The organism is Streptomyces sp. CB01635 (assembly GCF_002803065.1).
Classification (GTDB): domain Bacteria; phylum Actinomycetota; class Actinomycetes; order Streptomycetales; family Streptomycetaceae; genus Streptomyces.
The window spans coordinates 98,757-123,578 of sequence record NZ_NNBL01000024.1; the positions used below are offsets into that span (position 1 = coordinate 98,757).

Consider the following 24,822-nt stretch of genomic DNA (forward strand, 5'->3'; position numbering starts at 1 on the left):
TAGGAGTGGGGGAGTTGGAGAGCCCTATTCCCCCCGAGCTCTTGACGATCACGGTGCTTGCTGAAATTGTCCGACAAGCGGGCAGTCCGACGAAGCCTGGTGGTTCGTTCTGCCCACCTCCTTCCGCTCCTTCTCCATGTGATCGAAACCTCCCGGCCACGGCCGTCGAGCCGCCCCCCTCACACCAGGGAGACCCGTTCATGACCGATACCGCTGCCACCACACGCCTGTGGGGTGGGCGCTTCCGCAGCGCTCCGGATGAAGCACTGACAACGCTGTCCCGCTCCGATCCCAGCTACTTTGCTATGGCGCCCTACGACCTCGCCGGCTCCCGCTCCCATGCCCGCGAGCTGCACCGGGCCGGTCTCCTGGACGACGCCGAGCTGGCGACCCTGCTCGACGCCATCGACGTACTCGACGGCGAGTACCGGCGCGGGGAGGTCCACCCGAACCTTGAGGACGAGGACGTCCACACGTTCCTGGAGCGGGTGCTCAGCGAGCGGCTCGGCGCGGTCGGCGGCAAGCTGCGCGCCGGACGCTCCCGCAACGACCAGGCTGCCAACGACCTGCGGCTCTACCTGCGCGACCAGGTGCGCAGGCTCGCCGAGGCCACGGTGGACCTGACGGACGCCCTGCTGGCCCAGACCCGGCGGCACCGCGCGACCCCGGCCCCCGGCTTCACGCACCTGCAGCCCGCCCAGCCGATCACCTTCGGGCATCAACTCCTGGCGCATGCCCATGCGTTGGGCCGTGACATCGATCGGCTGCGTGACTGGGACCGGCGCAGCGCGCGGTCCCCGCTGGGCGCCGCGGCTCTCGCCGGATCGGCCATCGCCCTGACCCCGGAGCACTCCGCGCGCGAGCTGGGATACGAGCGCACCTGCGCCAACTCCATCGACGCGGTGGCCAGTCGGGACCACGTCGCCGAGTTCCTCTTCGTCGGCTCCATGCTCGCCGTCGACGTGTCCCGGCTCGCCGAGGAGATCTGCCTCTGGGCCAGCCGCCAGTTCCGCTGGATCGCGCTCGACGACCGCTTCGCCACCGGCTCGTCGATCATGCCGCAGAAGAAGAACCCGGACATCGCCGAGTTGGCCCGCGGCAAGGCGGGCCGTCTCACCGGCAATCTGACGGGGGTCCTCGGTGCGCTCAAGGGCCTTCCGCTCGCCTACAACCGGGATCTTGCCGAGGACAAGCGCGCCGCCTTCGACACGGTGGAGACGCTGCTCATGGTGCTGCCCGCGATGTCCGGGCTCGTCCGCACCTTCGTCGTCGACGAGAAGGAGCTGCGCGCGCAGGCCACCGCCGGATTCACCCTCGCCACCGAGATCGCGGACTGGCTGGCGCGGCGCGGCGTCCCGTTCAGCGAGGCCCACGAGATCACCGGGGCCGTCGTGCGGCTCTGTGAGGAGCGCGGGGTCGACCTGGAGGAGCTGAGCGACGAGGACTACGCGGGCGTCGACGCCCGGCTCACGCCCGAGGTGCGCTCCGTCCTCTCCGTGGAAGCGGCCCTTGCCGCGCGCAGCGGACAGGGCGGCACCGCGCCCGTCCGAGTCGACGAGCAGATCGGGGAGTTGGTGGCACTCGTCGCCGAGCAGCGCGCGTGGGCCGCCGAGTACGCGGGCCCCCGCACATGAGCACAGGCCGGTCCGTGCCTCCCACGCCTTTCCCTCCTGTTTGCCCACCGACACCGGGACACCCGGAGAAGAGAGCCAGGCCATGTCCGAAGCAGTAGCGGCGGGCTCCGAAACCGTGGACACGAGCGAACTCGTCGCGGTGCCGCGCACCCACTACGGCCGGTGGATCGGCGCCCTCGCGGTCGTGGCCTTTCTGTGCTGGCTGGGCTACGCCCTCGCCCACGCGGCGATCGACTGGGGCGTCGTCAAGGAGTACTTCACGATGGGCGTGCTCCTCAAGGGGCTCCTCATCAGCCTCGTCCTCACGGTCGTCGGCATGGTCATCGGCATCGTTCTCGGCGTGCTCGCCGCGGTGATGCGCCTTTCCCGAAACCCGGTCACCTCCGGCGTCGGCTGGCTGTACGTATGGGTGTTCCGAGGCACCCCGGTCTATCTGCAGCTGCTCGCCTGGTTCAACATCGGGCTTCTCTTCCCCTACGTGTCCCTGCCCGGCATCGGCGGCGCCCGCACCGTCGACCTGGTCACCCCGTTCGTCGCCGCCGCCATCGGTCTCGGCCTCAACCAGGGCGCGTACACCTCCGAAGTGGTGCGAGCCGGCATGCTCTCCATCGACGAGGGGCAGACCGAGGCGGCCCAGGCGCTCGGCATGTCACGCCTGCGCACCCTGGGACAGATCGTGCTGCCGCAGGCGATGCGGGTGATCCTGCCGCCGATCGGCAATGAGACCATCGGCATGCTCAAGACGACCTCGCTCGCCTCGGCCATCGGTGTCAGCGAGATCCTCTCGGAGGCGCAGCACATCTACTTCGTCAACAACCGGATCATGGAACTGTTGATCGTGTGTGCCGTGTGGTATCTGGCTGCGGTCTCGGTCCTCTCGGTCGTCCAGTACTACCTGGAACGGCACTTCGCCAAGGGCAGCAGCAGTCGCGCGCTGCCCGCGACGCCTCTGCAGCGGCTGCGCACGGGCCTGAACCAGAAGAAGGCGGTCTCGTGATGAGCGTCACCACGACCAACGAACGCGCCCTGGTGCGGGCCGAGTCGGTGCACAAGAGCTACGGCGACCTCCAGGTCCTCAGGGGCATCGACCTCGAGGTGCACCAGGGCGAGGTGGTGTGCCTGCTCGGCCCGTCCGGCTCGGGCAAGAGCACCTTCCTGCGCTGCATCAACCATCTCGAGCAGGTCAACTCGGGGCGGATCTGGGTCGGTGACGAAGCCATCGGCTACCGGCAGCAGGGCAACAAGCTGCACGGGCTGAACGAGCGGGCCATCGCCCGGCAGCGCCGGCGCATCGGCATGGTCTTCCAGCGGTTCAACCTCTTCCCGCACATGACAGCCCTGGAGAACGTGATGGCGGCGCCCGTCGGCGTCAAGCGGGTGGCCCGCGAGGCCGCCCGCGAACGCGCCGTCGCCCTGCTCGGCAAGGTCGGGCTCAAGGACAAGTCGGACGCCTACCCGCGCCAGCTCTCCGGCGGGCAGCAGCAGCGGGTCGCCATCGCGCGCGCCCTCGCCATGCAACCCGACCTGATGCTCTTCGACGAGCCGACCTCCGCGCTCGACCCCGAGCTGGTCGGTGAAGTCCTCGACGTCATGAAGGACTTGGCGCGCAGCGGCCTGACGATGATGGTCGTCACCCATGAGATCGCCTTCGCCCGCGAGGTCGCAGACCGGGTGGCGTTCATGGACGGCGGCAAGGTCCTGGAGATCGGCCCGCCGTCCGAGATCCTCGGGAACCCTCAGCACCCGCGCACCCAGTCGTTCCTGGCGCGCGTCCTGTGAGCCGCACGTCGGCAGGAGAAGTCATGTCCCGTCCGATCCGCGCGCTCGTGTCCGTCGCCGTCTGCCTCGGTGCGACGGCCGCCCTGACCGGCTGCGTCAGCACCACCCTGCCCGCATCCGCCGGCGGCCAGGGCGGCCTCCCGCCCTCCGTCGTCGACGGCAAGGAGCTCAAGGTCGGCCTGTCGCCCGACTTCCCGCCCATGGAGTACCGCGACGGGAAGACCAACCGCCTGGTGGGCGTCGACGTCGACCTGGCCCGGGCGCTCGGCGACGAACTCGGCCTCAAGGTCACGTTCGTGGAGCAGCGCTTCGACCAGCTGATGAACTCGGTCGCGACCTCCCGCGTCGACCTGGTGATGTCCGGTATCTCCGACACGGTGGAGCGTCAGGAGACCGTGGACTTCGTCGACTACTTCGACACGGTCGGCCGCCTCTACACCCTGCCCTCGCGGGCCGGCGACTTCCGTACCGCCGCAGACGTGTGCGGCCGCAAGCTGGCCGTCAGCAAGACCACCGACTACTACGGTCAGGCCCTCGCCTTCAACAAGAAGTACTGCACCGGCAAGGGGAAGCCGGCCGTGCAGATCCTGCCGACCGACTCCGGCGCCGCAGCCCGCCTCCAACTGGAGCAGAAGCGCGCGGACGTCGCCATCCAGGGCGGCGAGAACTTGGCCTTCTTCGACCGCACCGAACCCGGCCGGTTCCGCGCGGTCCTCGAGCCGATGCCCGCGAAACCGTTCGCCGCCGTGGTCAAGAAGGACGACAGACCCATGGCGGCGCTGGTGATGAAGGGGCTGCGCAAGCTGCGGGCCGACGGAACGTACCAGCGCATCCTCAAGAAGGCCGGCCTGTCCTACGGATCAACCGTGCCGAAGTTCAACGGAGTTGAGGGCTGACTCATGCACACCCCCGCAGACCCGCGCCCGCCGCGCTGGCCGCACGGGCGCCGCAGCGCGGTCGCCCTCGCCTTCGACCTGGACGGCCCCACAGGCGGAGCCATGCTCGACGGTTCCCTGTGGGACCGGCCCGGCTACTTCGCCCTGGGCGGCTACGGCCCGCACCGGGCGCTGCCCCGCCTGCTCGACCTCCTCGACGACGGCGGTGTCCCCGCCACGTTCTTCACCCCCGCCTGGGTGGTGGAGCACTGGCCGCAGGCTTGCCGTCAGATCGTCGAGCGCGGTCACGAGGTCGCCCACCACGGCTACCGCCACGAGTGCTACTACGACCTGACGGCCGACGAGCAGGCGGACGTCATCACCCGCAGCCAGCGCGTGTTCCGCGACGTCCTGGGCACCGAGGCCACCGGCTTCCGCTCCCCGTCCGGCGACTGGCACCCCGAGACTCCGCGCATCCTGCGCGACCACGGGTTCCGCTATTCGAGCTCGATGCGCGGCGACGACCGCCCCTACCGGCACACCGTCGACGGCGTCACCACCGACCTGGTGGAGATCCCGGCGCGCTGGGACCTCGACGACTATGCCTTCCTCGCCTACCACCGCAACCCCGACTACCCCAGCGGCCAGGACCGGATCGCCAGTTACGCGTTGGCGCTCGACAACTGGAAGCGCGAGTTCGACGGATACCGCGCCGAAGGGCTCTGCCTGACCACTCTCTTCCACCCGAAGGTCTCGGGCAGGCCGGGCCGGCTGCTGATCCTGGAGGAACTGATCGCCCACATGCGGGCACACGACGACGTCTGGTTCGCGCGCTGTGACGACGTGGCCGACTGGTGGATCGAGAGCGGGCAGGGAGCGCAGGTGGCGGCCGCATGAAGGAGATCCGAGGCCGTTGGCCGAACGGCGCCCGCGCCGCCGTCATGATCAGCGTCGACCACGACGCCGATCTCGCCATCCTCAGCGGCTCGCCCGCCACTGCGGACCGGGGCAAGACCCTGTCCGTCGGCAGGTACGGAACCGACCGCGGCATCGACCGGCTGCTCGGCCTCTTTGCCGAACTCGTCGTCCCCGCCACGTGGTTCGTGCCGGGACGCAACGCCGAGAGGCACCCAGAGGCAGTGCGACGCATCGCCGCGGCCGGGCACGAACTCGCCTGTCACGGCGATACGCACGAGGACTTCCAGGACCTGACGCTCGACGAACAGACCCGCGCCGCCCGCGACGGAGCCGACCGGCTGCGCCAGGTGACCGGCTCGAATGTGCGCGGATTCCGCACCCCGGCGGGGGAGTGGAAGCCGGGTCTCGGCAGTCGGCTCACCGGATTCGGCATCGACTGGTCCTCGTCGTCACCCGGCGACGACCTGCCCTACCTCCACCCCGGCACGCACGGTGTCGTCGAGATCCCGGTCCAGTACGAACTCGAGGATCACCAGTACTTCTTCTTCAACCTCGAACCGCCCTTCCCGACGGGGCAGTCGCGCATCGCGTCGTACGCACACGTCCTCGGCAACTGGACCCAGGAGTTCACCGCGTACCACCGCTTCGGGCTCTGCTACGTGCTGCGCCTGCACCCCGAGGTGACGGGCACGCCGGGCAGGATCGGACTCGTCCGGGAGCTCATCACCCACATCCAAGGCCACCCGGACGTCTGGCTCGCCACCGGATCGCAGATCGCCGACCGGTGGCGGGCGCAGCACCCGGCCAACGACCCAGGACACCCCGCCGACCTGTTCGCACGGCTGACGGCGGACCGGGAGGGCGCCGCATGACCGCCGCGTCGTTGGACCATCTCGCGGACCTGATTGCCGACACCACGTACGACGATCTGCCGGACGCCGTCATGCGCAAGGCGACCGTTCACCTCCTGGACACGCTGGGCGCCGGGCTCGCCGGGGCGCACAGCGAGGAGACCCGGATCGCGCTGTCGGTGCTCGGCGACGAGCGGGGCGACTGCCCGGTGTGGGGGACGGGAGAGCGGCTCACCCCCAGAGCGGCCGCTCTGGTGAACGGCATCTCCAGCCACGCCTACGAAGTCGACGACACCGGCGGCTGCGACCACTCGGGCGCGGTCGTCGTACCCGCCGCGCTCGCGGCTGCCGACGCCAGTACCTCCCCGGTGAGCGGCGCCCGCCTGCTCACCGCGATCGTCCTCGGCTACGACGTGGGCCGCCGGATGCTCGAAGCACTCGGCGGCTACGAGGCGCACAACGGGGCAGGCTGGCACTCCACCGGAACCTGCGGTCCCTTCGGTGCGGCAGCCGCCGCGGCACACGTCCTCGGCCTCCCCGCCCGAGAGACGCAGGCGGCCCTCGGCCTGGCCTCCAGCGGCAGCGCGGGACTGTGGGCCTTCGTCCACGACGGAGCCATGGCCAAACGCCTGCACGCGGGCCGCGCCGCCGAGAGCGGTCTGCTCGCGGCACGCCTCGCGGCCGCCGGGATGACGGGCCCTTCGACGCTGCTCGACGACACCTGGGGCGGTCTGCTCACCACTTACGCCGGCCAGGAGGCCGAACCGGCTGCGCTAACCAAGGAGTTGGGCCGCAACTGGAAGATCATGCGCAGTTCTCTCAAGCCATACGCCTCGTGCCGCGGCACCCACTCGTCCGTCGACGCGCTGCTCGCGATCATGGCCGAGCAGCGGCTGGACGCGGCCGACATAGCCTCCGTCCACGTGCGCCTCAGCCCGTTCCTTCACGGCATGTGCGGGGGCCGGTCGACCGCGACGCTGGCCGCGGCGCAGCTGAGCCTTCCCTACGCGGTGGCCGCCGTACTCGCCCATGGGCATGCGGGACTCGACGCGTACGCGCAGGAGCATAGGACCGGGTCTGAGCTGCGCGCCGCCATGGAGCGGATCGCACTCGAGGTCGACGAGGAGATGCCGGCCACCGAGGAACCGGTCGTCACCGTGACCGGTACCGCCGGGCGATGCTGGGCGCGACGGATCACCCAGGCCAGCGGCTCGCCGGGGAACCCGCTCACCGAGCCAGTCGTCCGCGAGAAGTTCCGTGCACTGGCCGGGCGGGTCCTCGCACCGGAACGGACACGGGTGCTGGAGGACGCCGCGTTCGGCATGGCCGCGACGGGCGATGTGCGCGAGCTCGCAGGGCTGTTGGCAGGCGCGTAAGGCGCGCGAATCAGGGCGCGGCTCGGGTTGCGGGTGCCGCTGAGTCGGAGTCGGTCTTGTCGGGGTCCAGGAGTGTGTCGACTGCTCCACGCGATGGTCGAATCGGGGCGGAACGGGGCCTTGTCCACCCGGTAGGGCAATTCCCCCAACTTGAGGACCAGATGGATACCTGTGTCGTCGGCACGGACAGTACCGACCGCATGGACGCTGCCGGCCACCGCCTCACCGAACTCGCCGACCCCGACCAGCTCGCCACCGGCCGCAGCGCCCTCGTCGGCAACCGCCTCGAAGGTCGTCGATAGCCCCGGACGGACCAACACGATCGGTAGATTGCTGCGTTGAGGCCAATCTGTGGCGGTGGCCGACCGTGCGCTGCCAACATATGGACATGCCCTCGCCGTACGCCCACATCAAGCGGTACTACGGATGCCGCTTCGGCCGCGCTCAACTCAACAAGCTTTCAGACATGGTTGAGGATGACCTGCCTCCGGGATCGGTGTCCTTCGCCACTCAATTTGGCACGTCTCCCTTTCGGGCCGGCTCCTTGGCTGCCCTCGTGGCCGACGTGGAGGCTTCGCCCGATGTAGCGGTCAACCGGCCCTGGGACAACCTAACCATCGCGGTGCAAGGGCCCGCTCCCGACTCGGTATGCAAGATCGAAATAGACTCTGACCGCACGGCATTGGCAGTCGAGACTCCCACTGACTCAACGTGGGCGCGTGGCATCGAAGCCCGCGTAAGTGAATTCCTGACCGCGCAGGCCGCTGGGCGCCTGGAACAGCCCAGTCCTCCATCCGCCAAGAGGCTGCGTACCTCCATCTACGGCATCCTGCTCTGGGCTTTCGCCCTGTGGTACAGCACTACCGTGTACCCCGGCTATCAGGAGGAAGTGGTACTCGCGAACGGCAAGCGCGCGCTGACCCAGGCCAGTGGCGAGGCCCCTACAAGCGGGCTGATAGTGCTGAGCGCACTCATCCTGTGGTGCCTCAGTGGGGCCGTTCGGCACTTTGTCAGGATGCGGGGTGACAAGGCGGCCCTGGCCGTGACTGCCGATCTGCCGACGGGGAACACCTGGCACCGCCTTTCCTCTACCGACAAGATCGCGACTGTTGGTGCCGTGCTGGCGGGACTAGCCATGGTGGGGACCCTCGTGTCTGCAGGCGCGGATGTGCTTAAGCCGTGAGGCAACAGCCGCATGACCCCGCCGAAACGGCCTGATAAAGACAACGGCCCCAACACTGCGGGTGCCGGTGGTGACGCGGGGTGAGATGGCGACCCAGTTGCGCCTCGATCGGGTCTTGGGGGTGGTGAGGACGAGGCGGTTGTTGTTGATGGCGGAGAGTGTGGAGCGCACGTAGAGGACGCCCTGGTCGAGGTGGATGGCGTCCCAGTAGAGGCCGAGGGCTTCGCCCTTGCGCATGCCGGTGCCGATGAGCACCCTCGTCCGCCGTGCAGCGCTCCCTGATGACATACGCCCTGCGCTCGTGGCCGGCGGCTGACCGAGCACGCCGCGACCAACTCGCCCGCGCGGACACCCTCGACCCCCGACGGTAGCGCTACAACGCGCGCAGGACGGCGCCATACGCCGCACTGTGACTCCTGGGGCGGGTGAGTGAGTGGGGAGAGAACGCGTCCCCTCGGATCCGGCCGGAGGCCCGCCGTTTCGACGTGCGTCACAGGCGGCGCAGCACCGTGAGTTCGGCGTCGTGCTCGGCGCTCCAGCAAAACGGCAGGCCCACGTGGCGCAGGTACGCGCCGCCGTACTCTTGGCCATCGGTCTCGTCCCGGTACCGCGCCCCGGCGTCAACTCCCTTGAGGCGCAGGCGATCGGGGCGGCCCGGGACCAGTGGCGATCCGTCGAGCCGGCCCGTGCTCAGGGCGGCGACCACGACACGGGCCTCGTCGGGCGCGACGGACTCGACGCCGAATGTCGGCTCGTCCGGCGAGCCCAGGACGTAGGTGTCGCCGTGGTGGACGACGTCCCGGACGTCCTTGTAGCGAGCGATCCACCGTGCGGCCGAAGCCAGCTGTTCCTCGCTCCACGCGCCGAGGTCGGCGCCGATGCCGAGGACGCCCGTCATCGCGCTGACGAAACGGAACGCGAGGGAGCGCGGCCGTGGGTCGAACAACCCCTGCGCGTCGGTGACCCAGGAGCTCATGGTGTGCGGCGCGTGTGCGTGGAGGTAGCCGTACTGGATCCGGAGCCGGTCCAGCGGGGCGGTGTTGTCGCTCGGCCACACCACATCGGTGCGGGCGAGCGTGCTGTGGTCGATCCGGCCGCCGCCGCCCGCGCAGCCCTCGACGGTGACGTGCGGGTGGCGGGCGCGGAGGTGGTCCAGGACGCGGAGGTAGCCCGCCACGTGCGCGGCGTCGAGGTCGAGCTGCTGCGCCGACCTCGGTCCGGGGCGGCCGCGCTCGGTGGGCGGGCGGTTCATGTCCCACTTCAGGTACGAGATGTCGTAGCGCCCGAGGAGTCGGTCGAGGGTGCCGAGGACGAAGTCCTGGACGTCCTCGCGGCCGAGGTCCAGGAGGAGTTGGTTGCGGACGCGGCGGCCTGTGCGATGCGGCAACTGGTAGATCCAGTCCGGGCGTTCGGCGTAGAGCTTCGATGCCGGGCTGACCGCCTCGGGCTCCACCCACAGTCCGAAGTCGAGGCCGAGGGCGCGTACGTCGTCGATGAAGCGGTCGAAGCCCTGGGGGAACAGTGCGGGATCGGGGTGCCAGTCGCCCAGTCCGCCGGTGTCGTCGTGTCGGCCGGTGAACCAGCCGTCGTCGACCACGAACAGCTCCGCGCCCAGGTCCGCGGCCCGGCGGGCGAGCGTGAGCTGGTGGTCGGCCCGCACGTCGAACTCGGTCGCCTCCCACGAGTTGTAGAGGACGGGACGGCGGCGGGTGAGCCGGTCGCCCGCCAGGTGGCGCTCGTAGCGGTGCCAGACGCGGGACAGACCGTCCAGGCCGTCCGGGCTGAACGCGCAGGCCAGCTTGGGCGTCACCAGTGTCTCGCCGGGGGCGAGCAGTACGGCACCCTCGTGCGGGACCCGACCCGCGCGCACCCGCACTGCGCCACCGGGCTCCGCGTCGACGGCCATGTGCCAGTTGCCCGCCCATTCCAGGGCGATGCCGTACGTGGGGGAGTCGGCGCCACGGTCCGGGTGCGCCGCGTCCTGGACCGCGAGCCACGGTGCGTAGGCGTGGCCCGGCACGCCCTGGGTACTGCCGAACTCCAGTGTGCCGCGCGTCAGTTGGGTTTGCGTGAAGCTGAACTCCTGCGACCACTGGCCGGTCAGATACGTGACGCGGGTGCCCTGCGCCGACACGGGCACGTTGACGGCCGCCGAGTCGATCCGCTCCAGGCGTAGCGTCTCGTCGCCCGTGCAGGTCAGTTCGGACCAGCGGCGGATGATGTCGGTGCCGGGAACGGTGGCGTAGCGGACCGTGACGCGCAGGCCGAGGACGTCGTCGTCGAAGGTGAGGTCGAGAGCGGCGTCGTTCTCCTGGCGCGCCTCGGTGAAGCGCCACCAGACTCCGCGTTCGCCACCGGGGCGGCTCGCGGTCAGGTCGGCGCCGTTGAACGGGCGAAGGCCGTGCGGGATGTACTCGGCGGGCGCCAGGTCGGCGGGCGTGACGAAGTGCGTGCGGCGCGACCACTCCAGCGGGGCCGGGCCGTCCTCCGCGCCCGTCGGCCCCCACACCGACAGCTCGGGCCAGATCCCCGCGCCGGGACCGTCGCCCTCGCCGTCCCCGCCCAGTGTGACGGCGTAGACGGTGGTGGCCGTGCGCAGGACCCAGCGGTCCAACGGGCGGTCGGTGGTGCTCACTTGACTGCTCCAAGATTGAGGCCGGCCACGAAGTGGCGCTGGAAGCGGAGGAAGACGAGGACGGTCGGGGCCGCGGCGATGACGGAGCCCGCCGCGATCACGTTCCACTGCGAGACGTACTGGCCCTGCAGATTGATCAGCGACGCCGTGATCGGCATGTGTGTCTCCGTACGGAGCACGCTGATCGCCCACAGCAGGTCGTTGAAGATCCAGGTGAAGGACAGGGCGCTGAGGGCGGCGAGCGCGGGGCGGGCCAGCGGCAGCACGATCCGCCAGTAGATCGTCGCGGGCCCGGCCCCGTCGATCACCGCCGCCTGCTGCACCTCCGGCGGGATCGACCGCATGAAGCCGTGGAGCACGAAGACGTAGAAGCCGATGCCGAAACCGACCTGTACGCCGATGAGAGCCCACAACGAGTCGTAGATGCCGACGAGTTCGCTCATCTTGGAGACGGGGATGAGCAGGATCTGCGGGGGCAGGAGGTTGCCTGCCAGCATGACGAGCAGCAGGGTGCGCCGACCCGGCAGGGAGTAGCGGCTGAGCGCGAACGCGGCCATCGACGCGAGCAGCAGGGAGATCAGGACGCTGGGTACGGTGACGAGCAGGCTGTTGATCAGAGCCTGCTTCTGTCCGCCCTCGGTCCAGGCCTGACGGAAACCGTCGAGGCTGAAGGAGTGCGGTGCCGAGCCGAGGCCGTTGGCGGCGATGTCGTCGAAGGTGCGGGTCGCGGTGATCACGACGAGGACGATCGGGACGAGCCACAGCACGGCGAGGGCTCCCGCGCCGAGGTGGAACCCGGCCGTGGCGGCGCGGCGGCGCAGCAGGGTGGGGCTGTTCATCAGTCTGCCTCCCGGAAGGCGCGGACGAGATAGGAGGCGATGACGCCGAAGGCCAGCAGGAAGATGACGACGGCGAGCGCGGAGCCGTAGCCGAGGCGCAGCGACTGGAACGCCGTCGAGTACATGTAGGTGCTCAGGAGCTCGGAGGAGTGGTACGGGCCGCCGCGGGTCAGCGACCAGACCACGTCGAAGGAGCGCAGCGAGTCGATGATGATGACCGAGAGGACGACCGCGTTGACGCTCTTGAGCTGGGGGAGCGTGACGTGCCGGAACTGCTGGAGACGACTGGCGCCGTCGACCTTGGCGGCCTCGTACAGCATCGGGTCGATGCCCTTGAGACCGGCCAGGTAGAGGACCATCACGTACCCGATCTGCCGCCACAGCGCGGGCAGCAGGACCGCGTACAGGGCGGTGTCGCGGTCGGCGAGCCAGGAGCGGGTGAGGTTGTCGAGGCCGACACCCTCCAGGACCTGGTTGATGAGTCCGTCCGGCTGGTACATCGCCTGCCAGACGAGGGCGGTGGCGACGAGCGAGAAGACGACGGGCAGGAAGAGTGCGGCGCGGTAGAAGCCGACGCCGCGGCGCTCCTGCTGGAGCAGCAGCGCGGCGCCGAGCCCGAGTACCGCGGACAGACCGCCGAACAGCACCAGCCACTTCGCCGTGTTGGCCAGGGCGTGCCAGAAGACCGTGTCGTGCGCCATCTCACGGAAGTTGCCGAGGCCGATCAGGTGGGCGGCGGAGATGCCGTCCCAGTCGGTGATCGCGAGATAGAAGCCCTGGAGGGCGGGCCAGAACACCCAGAAGCCCTCGGCGAGCAGGGGGACGAGGACGAAGGCGACGACGAGGGGCGGTACGCGGGTGGCGGCGCCCCGGCGTGGGCGGCGGGCGGACGACGTCTTGCGCGGGCCCGCGGCCGGGCGGGTATCGGTGTCGAGGAGGGCCATGTCACTTCCCCCAGATCTTCTCGGCGTCCCGCTGCCACGTGGTCAGGGTCGACGCGACGCGGTCCGGCTCGGACAGATAGCGGATGAGGGCGGTGTCGGCAGTGGGGGAGAGCTGGTCGCTGGAGTCACGGTTGAAGAACTGGGTGACCTCGGCGGCCGACTCGACGAGCGCGCGGCCCTTCTTCACCAGGGCGGTCCCGCTGTCCTTGGCGTCGGGATGCGTCGGCAGCGCGGTGCCGGAGGAGCTCTTGAGGTAGGTCTCCTGTGCCTCGGCGGTGGCGAGGTAGCGCAGGAACTCCTTGGTCTGGCGCTCGCGCGGAGTGCGCGCGCCGGCGAAGTAGCCGTCGGTGGGCGCCTCTTCGGCCATCGGCACCTTCGGGTCGATCTCGGGGAACCGGAAGAAGTCGATGTCGTCGAGCTGGTCCTTGGGTACGGAGTCGGCGAAGAACGTGCCGATGAGCATCATTCCCGTACGTCCCTGGAGCAGTTCCGTGGTGGCGTCCTGGAAGGCGAGGGCGGTGCCGCGCTTGTCGATGAAGGGGCGTGCCTCGTCCCAGCGGTCGAAGACGCGCCGCACCTCCGTGTCGTCGAAGCGGTGCCGGCCCGCGAGCAGGTCGCGGTGGTACTGGGCGCCGTTGATGCGGATGTTGAGGTAGTCGAACCAGGAGGACGCGACCCACGCGGTGCCGCTGCCAGCGCCGAGCCCGATGGGGGTGACCTTCTTGCGCTGCAGGGTCTCGCACAGGTCGAGGAAGTCGTCCCAGGTGCGCGGCTCGTCCACGCCCCACTTCCTGAAGTTGGACTTCCGGTAGAAGAAGCCCCACCAGTAGTAGCTCGTCGGCACGAACACCTTGTGGCCCGCGCGCGACGTGCACAAGCTCTTGAGCGCCTTGCTGTAGCGGGACAGGTCCGGGCTCTGCCACACGTCGTCGAGGCTGAGCAGGAGGTCGCGGCGCGCGTACGCGTCGGCCACCGACCCCGGGTACCAGGTGTACAGATCGGGCGGGTTGGCCGAGGTCAGGTAGGTGGGCAGCTGAGTGCGGAAGGTCTCCGAGGCCACGGTGTTCAGTGAGGCCGAGGCGCCGCCGCGCTGGTTGAAGCCGTCGACGACCTTCTGCAGCGCGGTCTTCGCCTGCGGTGCCGAGAGGTTGGACTGCAGGGTGACGTCGCCGCCGGAGGAGACGTTGGAGCGTACGGACGTGACGCAGCCGCTCAGTGCGGCACCGGCGCCGAGGGCTCCGACGCCGGTGAGCAGGCGCCGTCTGCTGGGACGTGAACTGCCGGTGGGCAAGGGGGACATGGTGACTCCTGGAAGGCCCGGGACCGGACCGTGCGGTGGCGGTCCCGGGCGGTGTGCGGGTGGGGGAGAGGGCATGCCGGTCAGTCGGACGCGGGCAGCGGGGCCTGCCACAGCTGCCCGTCGACGCCCCGGAACGTGGCGGTCAGCGGCGTGCCGGTGAGGGAGGGCGTGCCAGCGAGGGCCGCGCTGGCGAACTCGGTGCGCTTGGACCAGCCGCTCCAGGCGTCGTCGCCCTGGCCCGCGGCGAGCGAGCGCTGCCACACGGTGTAGTCGCCGGCCCGGGACACGAGTCGTACGGTGTCGCCGTCGAGGGCGAGGGCGGGCGAGGCGCTGGTGGCGCCGCCGAGCGAGGCCCAGGGGGACCAGGAGCCGTCGGTGTCGCGGACGCGGGTCCACACGGCGCTGTCGGTGGCGCGCACGGCGACATGCACGTGCCCGTCGGCATCGGTCACGGCCGCCGGGTCGTCGTACAGGCCGAGACCGTCGGGGGTGCCGAGCCGCTGCCAGTCGCCCGCGGCCGAGCGGACGAGGAGGCCGCCGTCCTCGCCGCGCACGGCGAGGGTGTCGGGGGCCGTGCCGGTTCCGGCCGTCGCGGGAGCGGAGGAGACGGCCGGGCCCGAGACGCGCCGCCAGTCGCCGACGGCCCGGCCGTCGGTGATCTGCCTGCGGTACAGGTGGCCGTCGGTGGCGCGTACGTACACCTCGGTACGTCCCTTGCCGTTGGCGCGAGCCACTGGCCTGCCCGTGACGCGACCGTCGCCGGGACGTCCCAGCGAAGTGCCGTTCTCAACCACCGTTCCGGAGGTGGTGGTTGAGAACACGTCGTCGCCGACGGCGGCCGGATCGGCGGGCGAGCGCACACCCAGACGCGTGCCCGGCGCGGTGTCCTTGCCGTCCAGCTTCAGGAAGGCCGTGCCGTGGCCGGGGACCTCGACCGTGTACGAGCTGTCGTGGACGCCGCGGTCCGCGCGGGCCCGCAGATCGCGCACCCGCACAGGACCGGTCAGACCCGCGTCGGCGAAGTCGACGGTGAGGCGCGCCGCCTTGTCGGAGCGGTTGAGCAGGGCGACGGCCCGGTGGCCTGCCCCCTGGAGGACCTTGCTGTAGACGTCGCCGGTCGCGTCGCTCGCCACGCGCACGCCCTGAACGGCGAGCGGGTCCTGGTCGACGTCGATGATCTCCGGGTTGCGCAGCGTGTCGATCATGTCCTGCGGCAGGGTGCGGGGATCGGAGCCGATGACCAGCGGCGAACCCATCAGTGCCCACATGACGAGCTGAGTCGTGGACTCCTCGGTGGTGAGTTCGGGTGTGCCGTCCTCCAGCTTGCGCAGCGGGATCAGGTAGTCCGGGTCGTTGTAGTGACCGGGGGTCTGCGCCTCAGGGTGTGCCATGTTGGCGTCCATGTTGCGCAGGATGTTCGGCCACTGGTTCTCGTGCGGCGTGCCCCAGGCGACGTCGGTGCCGGTGCGCCAGGAGTCCGCCAACCGGGGCCCGAACCGGTACGAGTTGTGCGCGTCCTGGGCCGGGGTGTGCGGCACGCCCCAGTCGTCCGTGAGCGGGTTGCACAGGTTGAGCAGCATGGGCCGGCCCGTCTTGCGGACGGCCGCGCTGAACTCCTTGAATGCCGGCTCCGGATCGGCCTTCTCGGCGATGCCGCACAGGAAGTCGACCTTGATCGCGTCGACCTTCCAGTCGGCGAACTGCCGGGCGTCCTCGGTGTAGTGGCCGCGGCTGCCGAGCCCGCAGCTTTTGCCGCCGTCGTACGTCCCGGCATCCGTGTAGATCCCGGCCTTCAGGCCGCGGCGGTGCAAGTAGTCCACGAGGGACGGGATGCCGGACGGGAAGCGCTCGCGGTTCGCGGCGAGGTGGCCCTCGGCGTCGCGTGGGGTGTCGGCCTGCCAGCCGCCGTCCAGCCACACGATGTCGTAGCCGCTCTTCTTGAGCCCGCTGCTCACGAGGAAGTCGGCGACGCTCTTGACGTCTTTCTCGGTGGGCGCGCCCAGGCCGAAGTAGGTGTTCCAGCCCATGTACGGGGTCGGGGCGAGGGACGTGGGGGTGGGCTCGTGGGATGCCGCAGGGCGGTCGGCCGCGGCGACCGGGACCGCCGGCGACAGCACGGCCGCGACGAGGAGGGCGGCGAGGGTGGCCGTCCCGGTCGTCGCTGCGCGGGGTGAAGTCACAGAGCTCTCCTGAGGTGATGACCGACGTGGGTGGCGTCGTCCGCCGGTGTGGGAGCCGGTTGGGAAGCGCTCGGACGACTGTTGCCGCAGGGGCCGACCCTGTCAATAACAATTCCTAATTAACTAAAAATCGAGAGACGGATGTGACCGTCGCGATCGTCCGTGCGGCCCCGACGCCGTTGTGCGGTCCCACCGTCCGCGGGCATGCCGACGAGCCGGCCGGACTCGCCGCCTGCGCAGGGGCGTTCCGGTCGGCTCGGCGGCCGTGTTCTCGTCCTAGCCGACCAGCCCGGAGCCGGGCCGGAACGCGCAGGCGGACGTGCCCGGGACAGCGACCCGCAAGCGCAGCAGCGCGCCGTCCAGCGGGCCGGGTTCATCGAGGCCGATGTGCGCGCTCGTCACGAACAGGGTCCGACCGTCCGCGCCGCCCAGGCACATTCCGGCCGGCTGTCGTACGGGCACGGGGACGACCTCGTCCAACCTCCCGTCGGCACGGTAGTGGTGGAGCACTCCTGCTCCCCAGACGGCGCTCCACAGCCCGCCGTCCTGGTCCACCGCCATGCCGTCCGGGCTGCCGGACTCCACGGCCGCGAAGACCTCGCCCTCGTCGACGTCGCCCGTCTCCGCGTCCACGCGATGGCGCAGGATGCGCCCAAGGGGGCTGTCCGCGAGGTACATGGTCCGGCCGTCCGCCGTGAACGCAGGCCCGTTGGGCACGCTCAGCCCGTCGAGGGCCTGGGTGACAGTCCCGTCGCGGTCCACGCGGAACAGCCCGCCCCGGCCGGGAGCCGCGTCGTACGCCATGAAGCCGGCCCAGAAGCGCCCCGACGGGTCGGCCGCCGCGTCGTTCATCCGGAACGGCACCGCCGGGTCCTGTTCCGGGCGCAGCAGCCAGCGAGGCGACTCGCCCGCCTGCAGCAGGCAGATGCCGGTGTCGGCCGCGGCGATCCACGTGTGCGGCGCTCCGGCCACGGGCGCGACCGCACCCAGCGGGAACGGCAGACGCAGTTCTTCCCGCAAGGTGGCGCCGGTGAGGTCGGCGGACAGCAGCCGGCCGGTGAGGATGTCCGTGAGGACGAGACCGCGCTCGGTCCAGCGCACGCCCTCGCCGAGTTCCAGTCGTTCGGTGCCCACAGGGCTTGGGGTCACCATTCCGCGAAGCTCCCGTCGTCGTGCCGCCACACAGGATTGCGCCACCGGTGCGCGGAGCTGTCGGCCTTGCGTACGGCGGCCTCGTCCACCCGCACTCCGAGGCCCGGCAGCGTCGTGCGGTGCGCGTGGCCGTCGGTGAAGCGGAACGGTTCCGGATCGAGGACGTACGAGAGCAGGTCGGCCGAGCGGTTGTAGTGGATGCCCCGGCTCTGCTCCTGGATGAGGAAGTTGGGCGTGGCGAAAGCGACTTGGAGGCTGGAGGCGAGGGCGATCGGGCCCAGCGGGCAGTGCGGCGCGAGGAGCACCCCGAACGTGTCGGCCAGCGAAGCGATGCGGTGCACCTCCGAGATGCCGCCCGCGTGCGACAGATCGGGCTGCGCCACGGCGATGCCGGCCTGCAGCACAGGCAGGAACTCCCCTCTGCTGTACAGGCGTTCACCGGTCGCGACGGGCACGCTCGTGCCCTCCACCAGACGCGGCAGCAGATGCCCGTGCTCGGGCAGCAGGGGTTCCTCGGCGAACAGCGGGCGCAGCGGCGCGATCCCGTCGAGGACTTGGCGCGCCCCGGCCGGGGTGAACCGGCCGTGGAAGTCGACGGCGACGTCACGGCCGGGGCCGAGCACCTCGCGCGCGGTGGCGACGCGCTGGACGACCTCCTCGATCTCCGCGGGGCCCGGCATCGGGGAGACCCGGCCCGAGGCATTCATCTTGACCGCGGTGAAGCCGTGCTCGATCTGGGCACTGATCTCCTCGGCCACCTGGGCCGGTTCGTCGCCGCCCACCCACGCGTACACCCTGACCGAATCGCGCACGGGTCCGCCGAGCAGCGCGTGCACGGGCGCGCCGTAGGCCTGGCCCGCGATGTCCCACAACGCCTGGTCGATCCCGGCCACCGCGCTGGAGAGCACCGGACCGCCCCGGTAGAAGCCGCCCTTGGTGAGGACCTGCCAGTGGTCCTGGATGTGCAACGGGTCCTGGCCGACGAGGTATTCGGCGAGGGTGTCGACGGCGGTGCGCACCACTTCGGCCCGGCCCTCGACAACGGGCTCGCCCCACCCGACGATGCCGTCATCCGTCTCGATACGGCAGAACAGCCAGCGCGGGGGTAGCTGGAACGTCTCGATGCGAACGATCTTCACAGGGCGTGGGTACCTTTCGGCGAGTTGAGATCAGAGGGCTCGAAGAGCGTGGAGCGTGTCAGGAGGAGGCCTTGACGACGCTCCAGCCGCCGTCGACGAGCAGGCTGGTGCCGGTCACGAAGCCGGCCTCGGCGGAGGCGAGGAAGGCGATGGCCGCAGCGACGTCTTCCGGCGTGCCGAAGCGCCGGGCCGCCGTCTCGGCGACGCTGCGCGCCCGGCTCTCCTCATCGATGCCGTCCCAGGCGCCGGTCAGGATCGGTCCGGGCAGTACGGCGTTCACGCGGATCGACGGGCCGTACTCCACGGCCAGTTGACTGCACAGCGAGAGCACGGCGCCCTTGGTCGCGGCGTACGCCGGCCGGCCCGGGAGCCCCATGTGCGCGTGCACGGACGAGGTGTAGACGACTGAGCCGCCATGCTCCGACATGTCGGGCTGCACAGCCTTGAAGCCGAGGAACCCACCGGTGAGGTTGACGGCGACCTGCCGCTCCCAGGAGGCCTGAGTCATCTCGCCGGCCGGGGCCAGCTCCACGGTGTACGCGTTGGAGACGAGGACCCGCACCGGGCCGTAGGCGTGAGCCGTGTCCAGCACGCGCTCCCAGTCCGCCGCGTCGGCCACATCGGCCCGTACGAACGAGGCGCGGGCGCCCTGTTCACGCAGCTCGGCGGCGGTCCGTTCGCCGCGCTCGGCGTCGATGTCGCTGAGCACGACGGCCGCGCCCTCGGAGGCGAGCCGGGCTGCCGTGGCCGCGCCGATGCCGACGGCGGCCCCGGTCACCACGGCGACCTGATCGGTGAAGCGTTGCATGCCGGTCATCCCATCTCCTCGAGAGTCCTGCCCCGGGTCTCGCGCACGCACTTCGCGGCGAAGGGCAGGGAGAGCAGCGCGAAGGCTGCGTAGATCAGATACGTTCCGCCCAGACTCCAGTCGGACAGGCTCGGGAACGACGCGGTGATCACCCAGTTGGCCACCCATACGGCGGACGAGGACACACCGAGCGCGGCGGCGCGGATCGAGGCCGGGAACATCTCGCCGAGCATGACCCACAGCACGACGCCCCACGACGAGGCGAAGCACAGCACGAAGACGTGGGCCGCGACCAGCGCCACGAGCCCTTGGGTGTGGGGGAGCCGGCCGTCGACGAGGTCCGCGGAGAACGCCCACGCCTCACAGCCGAGTGCGAGGGTCATCCCGGCCGAGCCCGCCAGGATCAGCGGCTTGCGTCCCACCCGGTCCACCAGCAGCATCGCGACGACCGTGCCGACGATGTTGATGAGCGATGTGGTGAACGAGTACAGGAACGAGCTGCTCGGGTCGATGCCCACCGACTGCCACAGCGTCGCTGAGTAGTAGAACGCCACGTTGATGCCGACGAGTTGCTGGAACAGCGCCAAGCCGATGCCGACCCAGACGATGCCGCGCAGCCCCGCCGCCTTGCCGCGCAGGTCGCGGAAGGTCGAGCGGCGGTCGCGGCTCATGTGCTCACGGATCTCGGTGATACGTACGTCGAGCCCGGGTCCCTCGCCCTCGAGCCGGGCGAGCACCCGGCGCGCCTCGTCCATGGCGCCGCGGGCGATCAGGTGCCGGGGAGACTCGGGAATGGTGAAGGAGAGGATCCCGTAGACGAGCGCGGGCACCACCATCACACCGAGCATCCATTGCCAGGCTTCAAGGCCGGCCAGGCGGCCTCGCTGGTCGTCGTCGGCGAGCGTGAGGATCAGCCAGTTGACGAGCTGGGACACGGCGATGCCCAAGACGATGGCGGCCTGCTGGAACGCGGCGAGGCGTCCCCGGTACGCGGGCGGGGCGACCTCCGCTATGTAGGCGGGGCCGATCACGGAGGCCATGCCGATGCCGAAGCCGCCGATCACCCGCCACAACGACAGGTCCCACAGGCCGAACGGCACGGCGGAGCCCACGGAGCTGACGGTGAACAACGCAGCCGCGATGCGCATGCAGCGGATGCGCCCGATGCGGTCGGCGAGGCGCCCGGCTGCCGTCGCCCCGGCGGCCGAGCCGATCAGGGCGATGGCGATGACCTGGGCGAGCGCCGCGGGCCCGACGTCGTAGCGGTCGCGGACGGCCTCGACGGCGCCGTTGATCACCGAGCTGTCGTAGCCGAAGAGGAAGCCGCCCATCGCGGCGGCGGCGGCGACGAAGACGACGTGGGTGAGGTGGGGCGGGCGTCCGGTGGCGGAGGCGGGGGGAAGTGTTCGAAGGTGCGTCATGTTCTTTCCCGGATGGTTCTTCCCGGAGAGGGCTTTCCGGATGGGTGGCCCGCTTCGCAGGGTGGGCCGTGACGTGTGGTGGGGGTGGTCAGGGCACGCGGATGCCCCAGGCGGCGGACCACTGTTCGCCGGGGGCCAGGACGATCACGTCATGGCCGCTGTTGAACGCGTCGGGCGGGCAGGTCATCGGTTCCACGGCGAGACCGGTCCGCCCGAAGTGGTCGGCGGTGTAGAGCTGGAGCCAGCCGAAGGACGCGTCGGCCCAGAGGTCGACGGCGTCGCCTTCGGGGGCGCGGAGGCGCGCCCACGCCAGGCCGTCGCTGTCACGGTGCAGCCCGGTGTAGGCGTGATTGAGCACCGTGCCGGTCAACTGCCTTGGACTGCGCAGATCGTGAGGGGTTCCTTGGACCGGGCGCGGCTTCCCGTCGGGCAGCATGTGGGCATCGGGGTGCAGACAGTGATCGGCGGCCAGCTGCACGGAGCACCGGTCGATGGAGCCACCGAAGGTCAGGTACGGGTGGGCGCCGAGACCGAAGGGGGCGGGCCGCGACGACCGGTTGACCACGGTGACGCGGGCGGTGAGCCCGCTGTCCGCGTCCAGGCGGTACTCGGCAAGCAGCCGCAGTGCGAAGGGATAGCCGGGCCGGGCTGCCAGGTCGAGGGCGAGACGGACCCCGTGGGCGTCGTCGTGCGGCTGCGGAGTCCAGGTCTGCCACGCGACGAGGCCGTGCAGCGCGGAAGGGGGCTCCTGTTCGTCCAGGGCGAGTTGGTGCTCGGCGCCGTCGAATGCGTAGCGCCCCTGCGCCAGTCGGTTGGGCCAGGGCGCGAGGAGCTGTCCGTGGGCGGCGGGCGCCGGTTCGTCGGCGTCGAAGCCGAGGATCAACGGCCGCCCGCCGTAGTCCAGTTCGCGCAGTGTCGCGCCGACGCCCGCGACGGTCGCGGTGTACGGCCCGGCAGTGAGCGGGAGCTGGGTGCCGGACAGTGGCAGCGGGGTGTGGGACAAGGGTCGTTCCTCGGGGCGTACGGAAGGGCACGGAAGGGCTACGACCAGGACTGCACCACTCGGCACCGGCCCCCGTCAAGGATTATTCATAATTAATTTTCCAAGTGGGGCTGAGTGGGATCCCTTGGTTGAGCTTCCAAAAATTATGAATTAAATTGGCCGCCGGAGATGGTGCGACCGGCAGTCGGCCCGTCGCACCAGAGGGGAGCGGAGCATGGTGTCGTACGCCGGGCGCGGAGTGCACGGAGGTGTAGTCGAATCGCTCGGCTCCCGGGTGGTCGGAGGCGAGGTGGCTGCCGGCGCCACCCTCGATCCGCGCACCCTGGTCGACAGCATGGGCGTCAGCCTCACCGTCATCCGCGAGGCGCTCAAGGTCCTCGCGGGCAAAGGCCTGGTCGCCTCCCGCCAGAAGCGCGGCACCTTCGTCCGACCGCGCACCGAGTGGAACGTCCTCGACGCAGATGTGATCCGATGGCGCATCGAGGGCGGCGAGGCGGACGCGGTCCTGCGCGACCTCGCGGAGATGCGCTCCATCGTGGAACCCGCCGCTGTGCGCCGGGCCGCCGAGCGCCGCACCGAACAACAACTGGGTGACCTCGAAGCGGCACTCGACCGCATGGCGAGGGCCGGTAACGACGCGGCCGAGGCGGTGGCCGCCGACTCCGACTTCCATCACGCGCTCCTCGTCGCGTCCGGCAACGAGATGCTGGCCATGCTGCACGACCTGATGGCCCCCGCACTGCGCGCGCGCGACAGCATCGTGCACGGTGAGCACGGCTGCGCCGACGACCCGGTGCCCAGTCACCGCGCGGTCCTGGACGCGATCCGGGACCGCGACGCCGCGCGCTCGGGTGCGGCTATGGCGGACCTGCTGGCGAAGGCGGACCGCGACCTCGACCTGGCCGTGCGCGGCCAGGCTCGCGCGGCATCCGGCCAGGGCTGAGGCGGCGGGCCGCCCGCGCGGCGGCCTCAACTGGGTTTCCGCGGGGCGGTCCGGGCCTCTTGGGCGCGGCAGTGACCGGACCCGGAATCTGCTCGCGGCACGCGCCGCCGTCGCCGCGGTCGTCGTCGTGACTGCCGCGACGCAGGAGCAGCCCGCCCACACGACGCGTCCCGTCTATGCCTATGCGCCGGAGACGGGGGCGCTTCTTGTCGTTGCCCGCACCGGACTCCGCCTCAGCTGTCGCCCCCGGGTGCCCGTGCTGCCAGCTCCATCGAAGCGATCTTCGCCGCATCGAGGTGTTCCCAGACCAGCCCGGACGGCGGCGTACGCCCCCTCGACCTCCGACATGACCCAGCCAGTGCCTACTACCAGGGAGGCGTTCGACACCCGCGTGCCGGATCCGCGATTCCGTGGCACGGACGCCGCGCAGCAGGTCAGTTTCTGCCCTTGGCGCGGGCCGGCGCCGTCTCCGGCAGGCGCCACACGCACAGGGCACTGGCGAGTCCGGCCGCGGCCATGTAACCGGCCAGGTACCAGGGGCGGTCGCCGCCCGCGTCGACCAGCAGCGTCGCCACGAACGGCGAAGTCCCCGCGAAGATGACGCCGTTGATCTCGCGGACGAAGACAAGACCGCTGAAGCGGACCTCGGTCGGCAGCGACTCGGCGTAGAACGTGCCGGTGACCGCGAAGATGGAATTGAGCATCAGGGCGAAGGCGACGGTGATGGCCAGGTAGATCAGCCACGGCTCGCGGGTGTCCACCAGCCAGAAGAACGGATACGCGAAAAGCGTGATCGCCACCGCGCCGCCGATCATCACCGGCTTGCGGCCGACTCTGTCGGACAGGGCGCCCGCCAGCGGGATGGTGAGGATGGAGATCGCCGAGGCGATGGTGATGCCGAGGACCGAGGTGCCGGAGGACAGGCCGAGCTGGTTGGAGAGGTAGCTCGGCAGGTAGCCCTGGATCGCGTACGAGGCGATGGCGGTGGCGCAGCCGGAGCCGATGAGCAGTGCGATCGCTTTGGGGCGGCTCTTGATCGCGGCGAGGACGGGGAACCTCTCGCGCGTGTCGCTGTCGCGAGTGGCCTCGAACTGCTCGGTCTCGGGCGCCGCGTTGCGGATGACGAGAGCGATGATCACGACCAGGGCGCTCGCCAGGAACGGGATACGCCAACCCCAGCCGAGGAAGTCGTCCTCGGGCAGCGTGGAGACGGCGGCGACCGCGCCGGAGGCGATGACGACGCCGATGAACTCGCCCGCGCCGGGCAGCGATCCGTAGAAGCCGCGTTTCTCGGCCTTCGCTGCCTCCGTCGACATGACGTATGCGCCGCCGAGTTCGGCGCCGACGCCGAAGCCCTGCATCATCCGGCAGAGCACGAGCAGCACCGGGGCCCAGATGCCGATCTGGTGGTACGTGGGGAGGAAGCCGATGGCGAGGGTGCCGGCGCCCATCAGGACCACGGTGAGGATCAGCACCGGGCGGCGGCCTATGCGGTCGCCGAGGTGGGCGAGGACCAGGCCGCCGATGGGGCGGACGGCGAAGCCCAGGCCGAAGGTCGCGAAGGAGGCGAGCGTCGCCGCGAACGGGGAGACGTTGGGAAAGAAGACCTTGTTGAAGACGATCGCGGCCGAGGCGCCGAAGAGGAAGAAGTCGTACCACTCGAGGATCGAGCCGACGACGCTGGCGGCGGCGGTGCGGCGCTGCCGGGTGCGGGCGCTCATCGCCGTCTGCGGTCCGGTCTCCTGACGGGCGTTCTGGTGTGTGGATGCGCTCGGCGGCCTGCTCATCTCACTCCCTTTCGGTTCACGCTGGTGGGGGGATTCTGTGCGGCTCACACCCCGT

At 70.5% G+C, this 24,822-nt stretch carries 21 protein-coding genes; 10 read left to right on the forward strand and 11 right to left on the reverse strand.

The window, feature by feature from the left end; genetic code table 11:
• Positions 1-200: 200 nt before the first annotated feature.
• The 9 genes from argH (at position 201) to CG723_RS36680 (ending at position 8,616) form a co-directional block, all read left to right on the forward strand.
• The gene (gene argH, locus CG723_RS36645) at positions 201-1,634 is read left to right on the forward strand and encodes an argininosuccinate lyase (RefSeq protein WP_100597851.1); all 1,434 of its coding nucleotides are present in this window, start codon (positions 201-203) and stop codon (positions 1,632-1,634) included.
• Between the two features lie 82 nt (positions 1,635-1,716).
• Positions 1,717-2,631, forward strand: a complete 915-nt coding sequence (locus CG723_RS36650) for an amino acid ABC transporter permease (protein ID WP_100597852.1) — start codon at positions 1,717-1,719, stop codon at positions 2,629-2,631.
• Positions 2,631-3,413 carry an amino acid ABC transporter ATP-binding protein gene (locus CG723_RS36655; RefSeq protein ID WP_100597853.1) on the forward strand — a complete coding sequence of 261 codons (783 nt, stop codon included), beginning with the start codon at positions 2,631-2,633 and terminating at the stop codon, positions 3,411-3,413. The genes CG723_RS36650 and CG723_RS36655 overlap by 1 nt, the downstream gene beginning before the upstream one ends.
• A gap of 23 nt (positions 3,414-3,436) precedes the next feature.
• Positions 3,437-4,309 carry an ABC transporter substrate-binding protein gene (locus CG723_RS36660; protein WP_100597854.1) on the forward strand — a complete coding sequence of 291 codons (873 nt, stop codon included), beginning with the start codon at positions 3,437-3,439 and terminating at the stop codon, positions 4,307-4,309.
• Between the two features lie 3 nt (positions 4,310-4,312).
• On the forward strand, positions 4,313-5,185 hold the full coding sequence (locus tag CG723_RS36665) for a polysaccharide deacetylase family protein (protein WP_100597855.1): 873 nt from the start codon (positions 4,313-4,315) through the stop codon (positions 5,183-5,185).
• Positions 5,182-6,078: a polysaccharide deacetylase family protein gene (locus CG723_RS36670; RefSeq protein ID WP_100597856.1), complete on the forward strand. Its 897-nt coding sequence runs from the start codon at positions 5,182-5,184 to the stop codon at positions 6,076-6,078. The genes CG723_RS36665 and CG723_RS36670 overlap by 4 nt, the downstream gene beginning before the upstream one ends.
• The gene (locus CG723_RS36675) at positions 6,075-7,433 is read left to right on the forward strand and encodes an MmgE/PrpD family protein (RefSeq protein ID WP_100597857.1); all 1,359 of its coding nucleotides are present in this window, start codon (positions 6,075-6,077) and stop codon (positions 7,431-7,433) included. Before CG723_RS36670 ends, CG723_RS36675 begins: the two co-directional genes overlap by 4 nt.
• 161 nt (positions 7,434-7,594) lie before the next feature.
• Positions 7,595-7,735, forward strand: a complete 141-nt coding sequence (locus CG723_RS46560; RefSeq protein ID WP_159032625.1) for a hypothetical protein — start codon at positions 7,595-7,597, stop codon at positions 7,733-7,735.
• Between the two features lie 86 nt (positions 7,736-7,821).
• Entirely contained in the window at positions 7,822-8,616 is a 795-nt protein-coding gene (locus CG723_RS36680) for a hypothetical protein (protein WP_159032626.1), read from the forward strand.
• Positions 8,617-9,106: 490 nt separating this feature from the next.
• Here CG723_RS36680 and CG723_RS36690 read toward each other — a convergent pair whose 3' ends face one another.
• The 10 genes from CG723_RS36690 to CG723_RS36735 form a co-directional block, all read right to left on the reverse strand.
• Positions 9,107-11,251 (reverse strand): alpha-galactosidase, encoded by a 2,145-nt coding sequence (locus CG723_RS36690; protein WP_100597859.1) that lies wholly within the window; start codon positions 11,249-11,251, stop codon positions 9,107-9,109.
• Positions 11,248-12,090: a carbohydrate ABC transporter permease gene (locus CG723_RS36695; RefSeq protein WP_100597860.1), complete on the reverse strand. Its 843-nt coding sequence runs from the start codon at positions 12,088-12,090 to the stop codon at positions 11,248-11,250. The genes CG723_RS36690 and CG723_RS36695 overlap by 4 nt, the downstream gene beginning before the upstream one ends.
• A complete protein-coding gene (locus CG723_RS36700; RefSeq protein ID WP_100597861.1) occupies positions 12,090-13,034 on the reverse strand; it encodes a carbohydrate ABC transporter permease in 945 nt (314 codons plus the stop codon). Before CG723_RS36700 ends, CG723_RS36695 begins: the two co-directional genes overlap by 1 nt.
• A 1-nt stretch (position 13,035) precedes the next feature.
• Positions 13,036-14,334, reverse strand: coding sequence for an ABC transporter substrate-binding protein (locus CG723_RS36705; RefSeq protein ID WP_100597862.1), 1,299 nt, complete (start codon positions 14,332-14,334; stop codon positions 13,036-13,038).
• An 80-nt stretch (positions 14,335-14,414) separates the two neighbouring features.
• Positions 14,415-16,514, reverse strand: coding sequence for an alpha-galactosidase (locus CG723_RS36710; protein ID WP_100597863.1), 2,100 nt, complete (start codon positions 16,512-16,514; stop codon positions 14,415-14,417).
• 276 nt (positions 16,515-16,790) lie between these two features.
• Positions 16,791-17,648, reverse strand: coding sequence for an SMP-30/gluconolactonase/LRE family protein (locus tag CG723_RS36715; RefSeq protein ID WP_324906399.1), 858 nt, complete (start codon positions 17,646-17,648; stop codon positions 16,791-16,793).
• Positions 17,649-17,659: 11 nt separating this feature from the next.
• Positions 17,660-18,805 (reverse strand): galactonate dehydratase, encoded by a 1,146-nt coding sequence (gene dgoD, locus CG723_RS36720; RefSeq protein ID WP_100597865.1) that lies wholly within the window; start codon positions 18,803-18,805, stop codon positions 17,660-17,662.
• A gap of 58 nt (positions 18,806-18,863) precedes the next feature.
• The gene (locus CG723_RS36725; RefSeq protein WP_100597866.1) at positions 18,864-19,622 is read right to left on the reverse strand and encodes an SDR family NAD(P)-dependent oxidoreductase; all 759 of its coding nucleotides are present in this window, start codon (positions 19,620-19,622) and stop codon (positions 18,864-18,866) included.
• Positions 19,619-21,034, reverse strand: a complete 1,416-nt coding sequence (locus tag CG723_RS36730; RefSeq protein WP_100597867.1) for a sugar porter family MFS transporter — start codon at positions 21,032-21,034, stop codon at positions 19,619-19,621. The genes CG723_RS36725 and CG723_RS36730 overlap by 4 nt, the downstream gene beginning before the upstream one ends.
• 88 nt (positions 21,035-21,122) lie before the next feature.
• Complete coding sequence (locus CG723_RS36735) at positions 21,123-22,037, reverse strand: aldose 1-epimerase family protein (protein ID WP_199842035.1); 915 nt, start codon at positions 22,035-22,037, stop codon at positions 21,123-21,125.
• A 214-nt stretch (positions 22,038-22,251) separates the two neighbouring features.
• On the opposite strand from CG723_RS36735, the gene CG723_RS36740 reads away from it, so the two are divergent.
• Complete coding sequence (locus tag CG723_RS36740; protein WP_100597868.1) at positions 22,252-22,980, forward strand: FadR/GntR family transcriptional regulator; 729 nt, start codon at positions 22,252-22,254, stop codon at positions 22,978-22,980.
• A gap of 434 nt (positions 22,981-23,414) precedes the next feature.
• Here the strand turns inward: CG723_RS36740 and CG723_RS36745 are convergent, their stop codons facing one another.
• The gene (locus CG723_RS36745; protein ID WP_100597869.1) at positions 23,415-24,767 is read right to left on the reverse strand and encodes an MFS transporter; all 1,353 of its coding nucleotides are present in this window, start codon (positions 24,765-24,767) and stop codon (positions 23,415-23,417) included.
• Between the last annotated feature and the right edge of the window lie 55 nt (positions 24,768-24,822).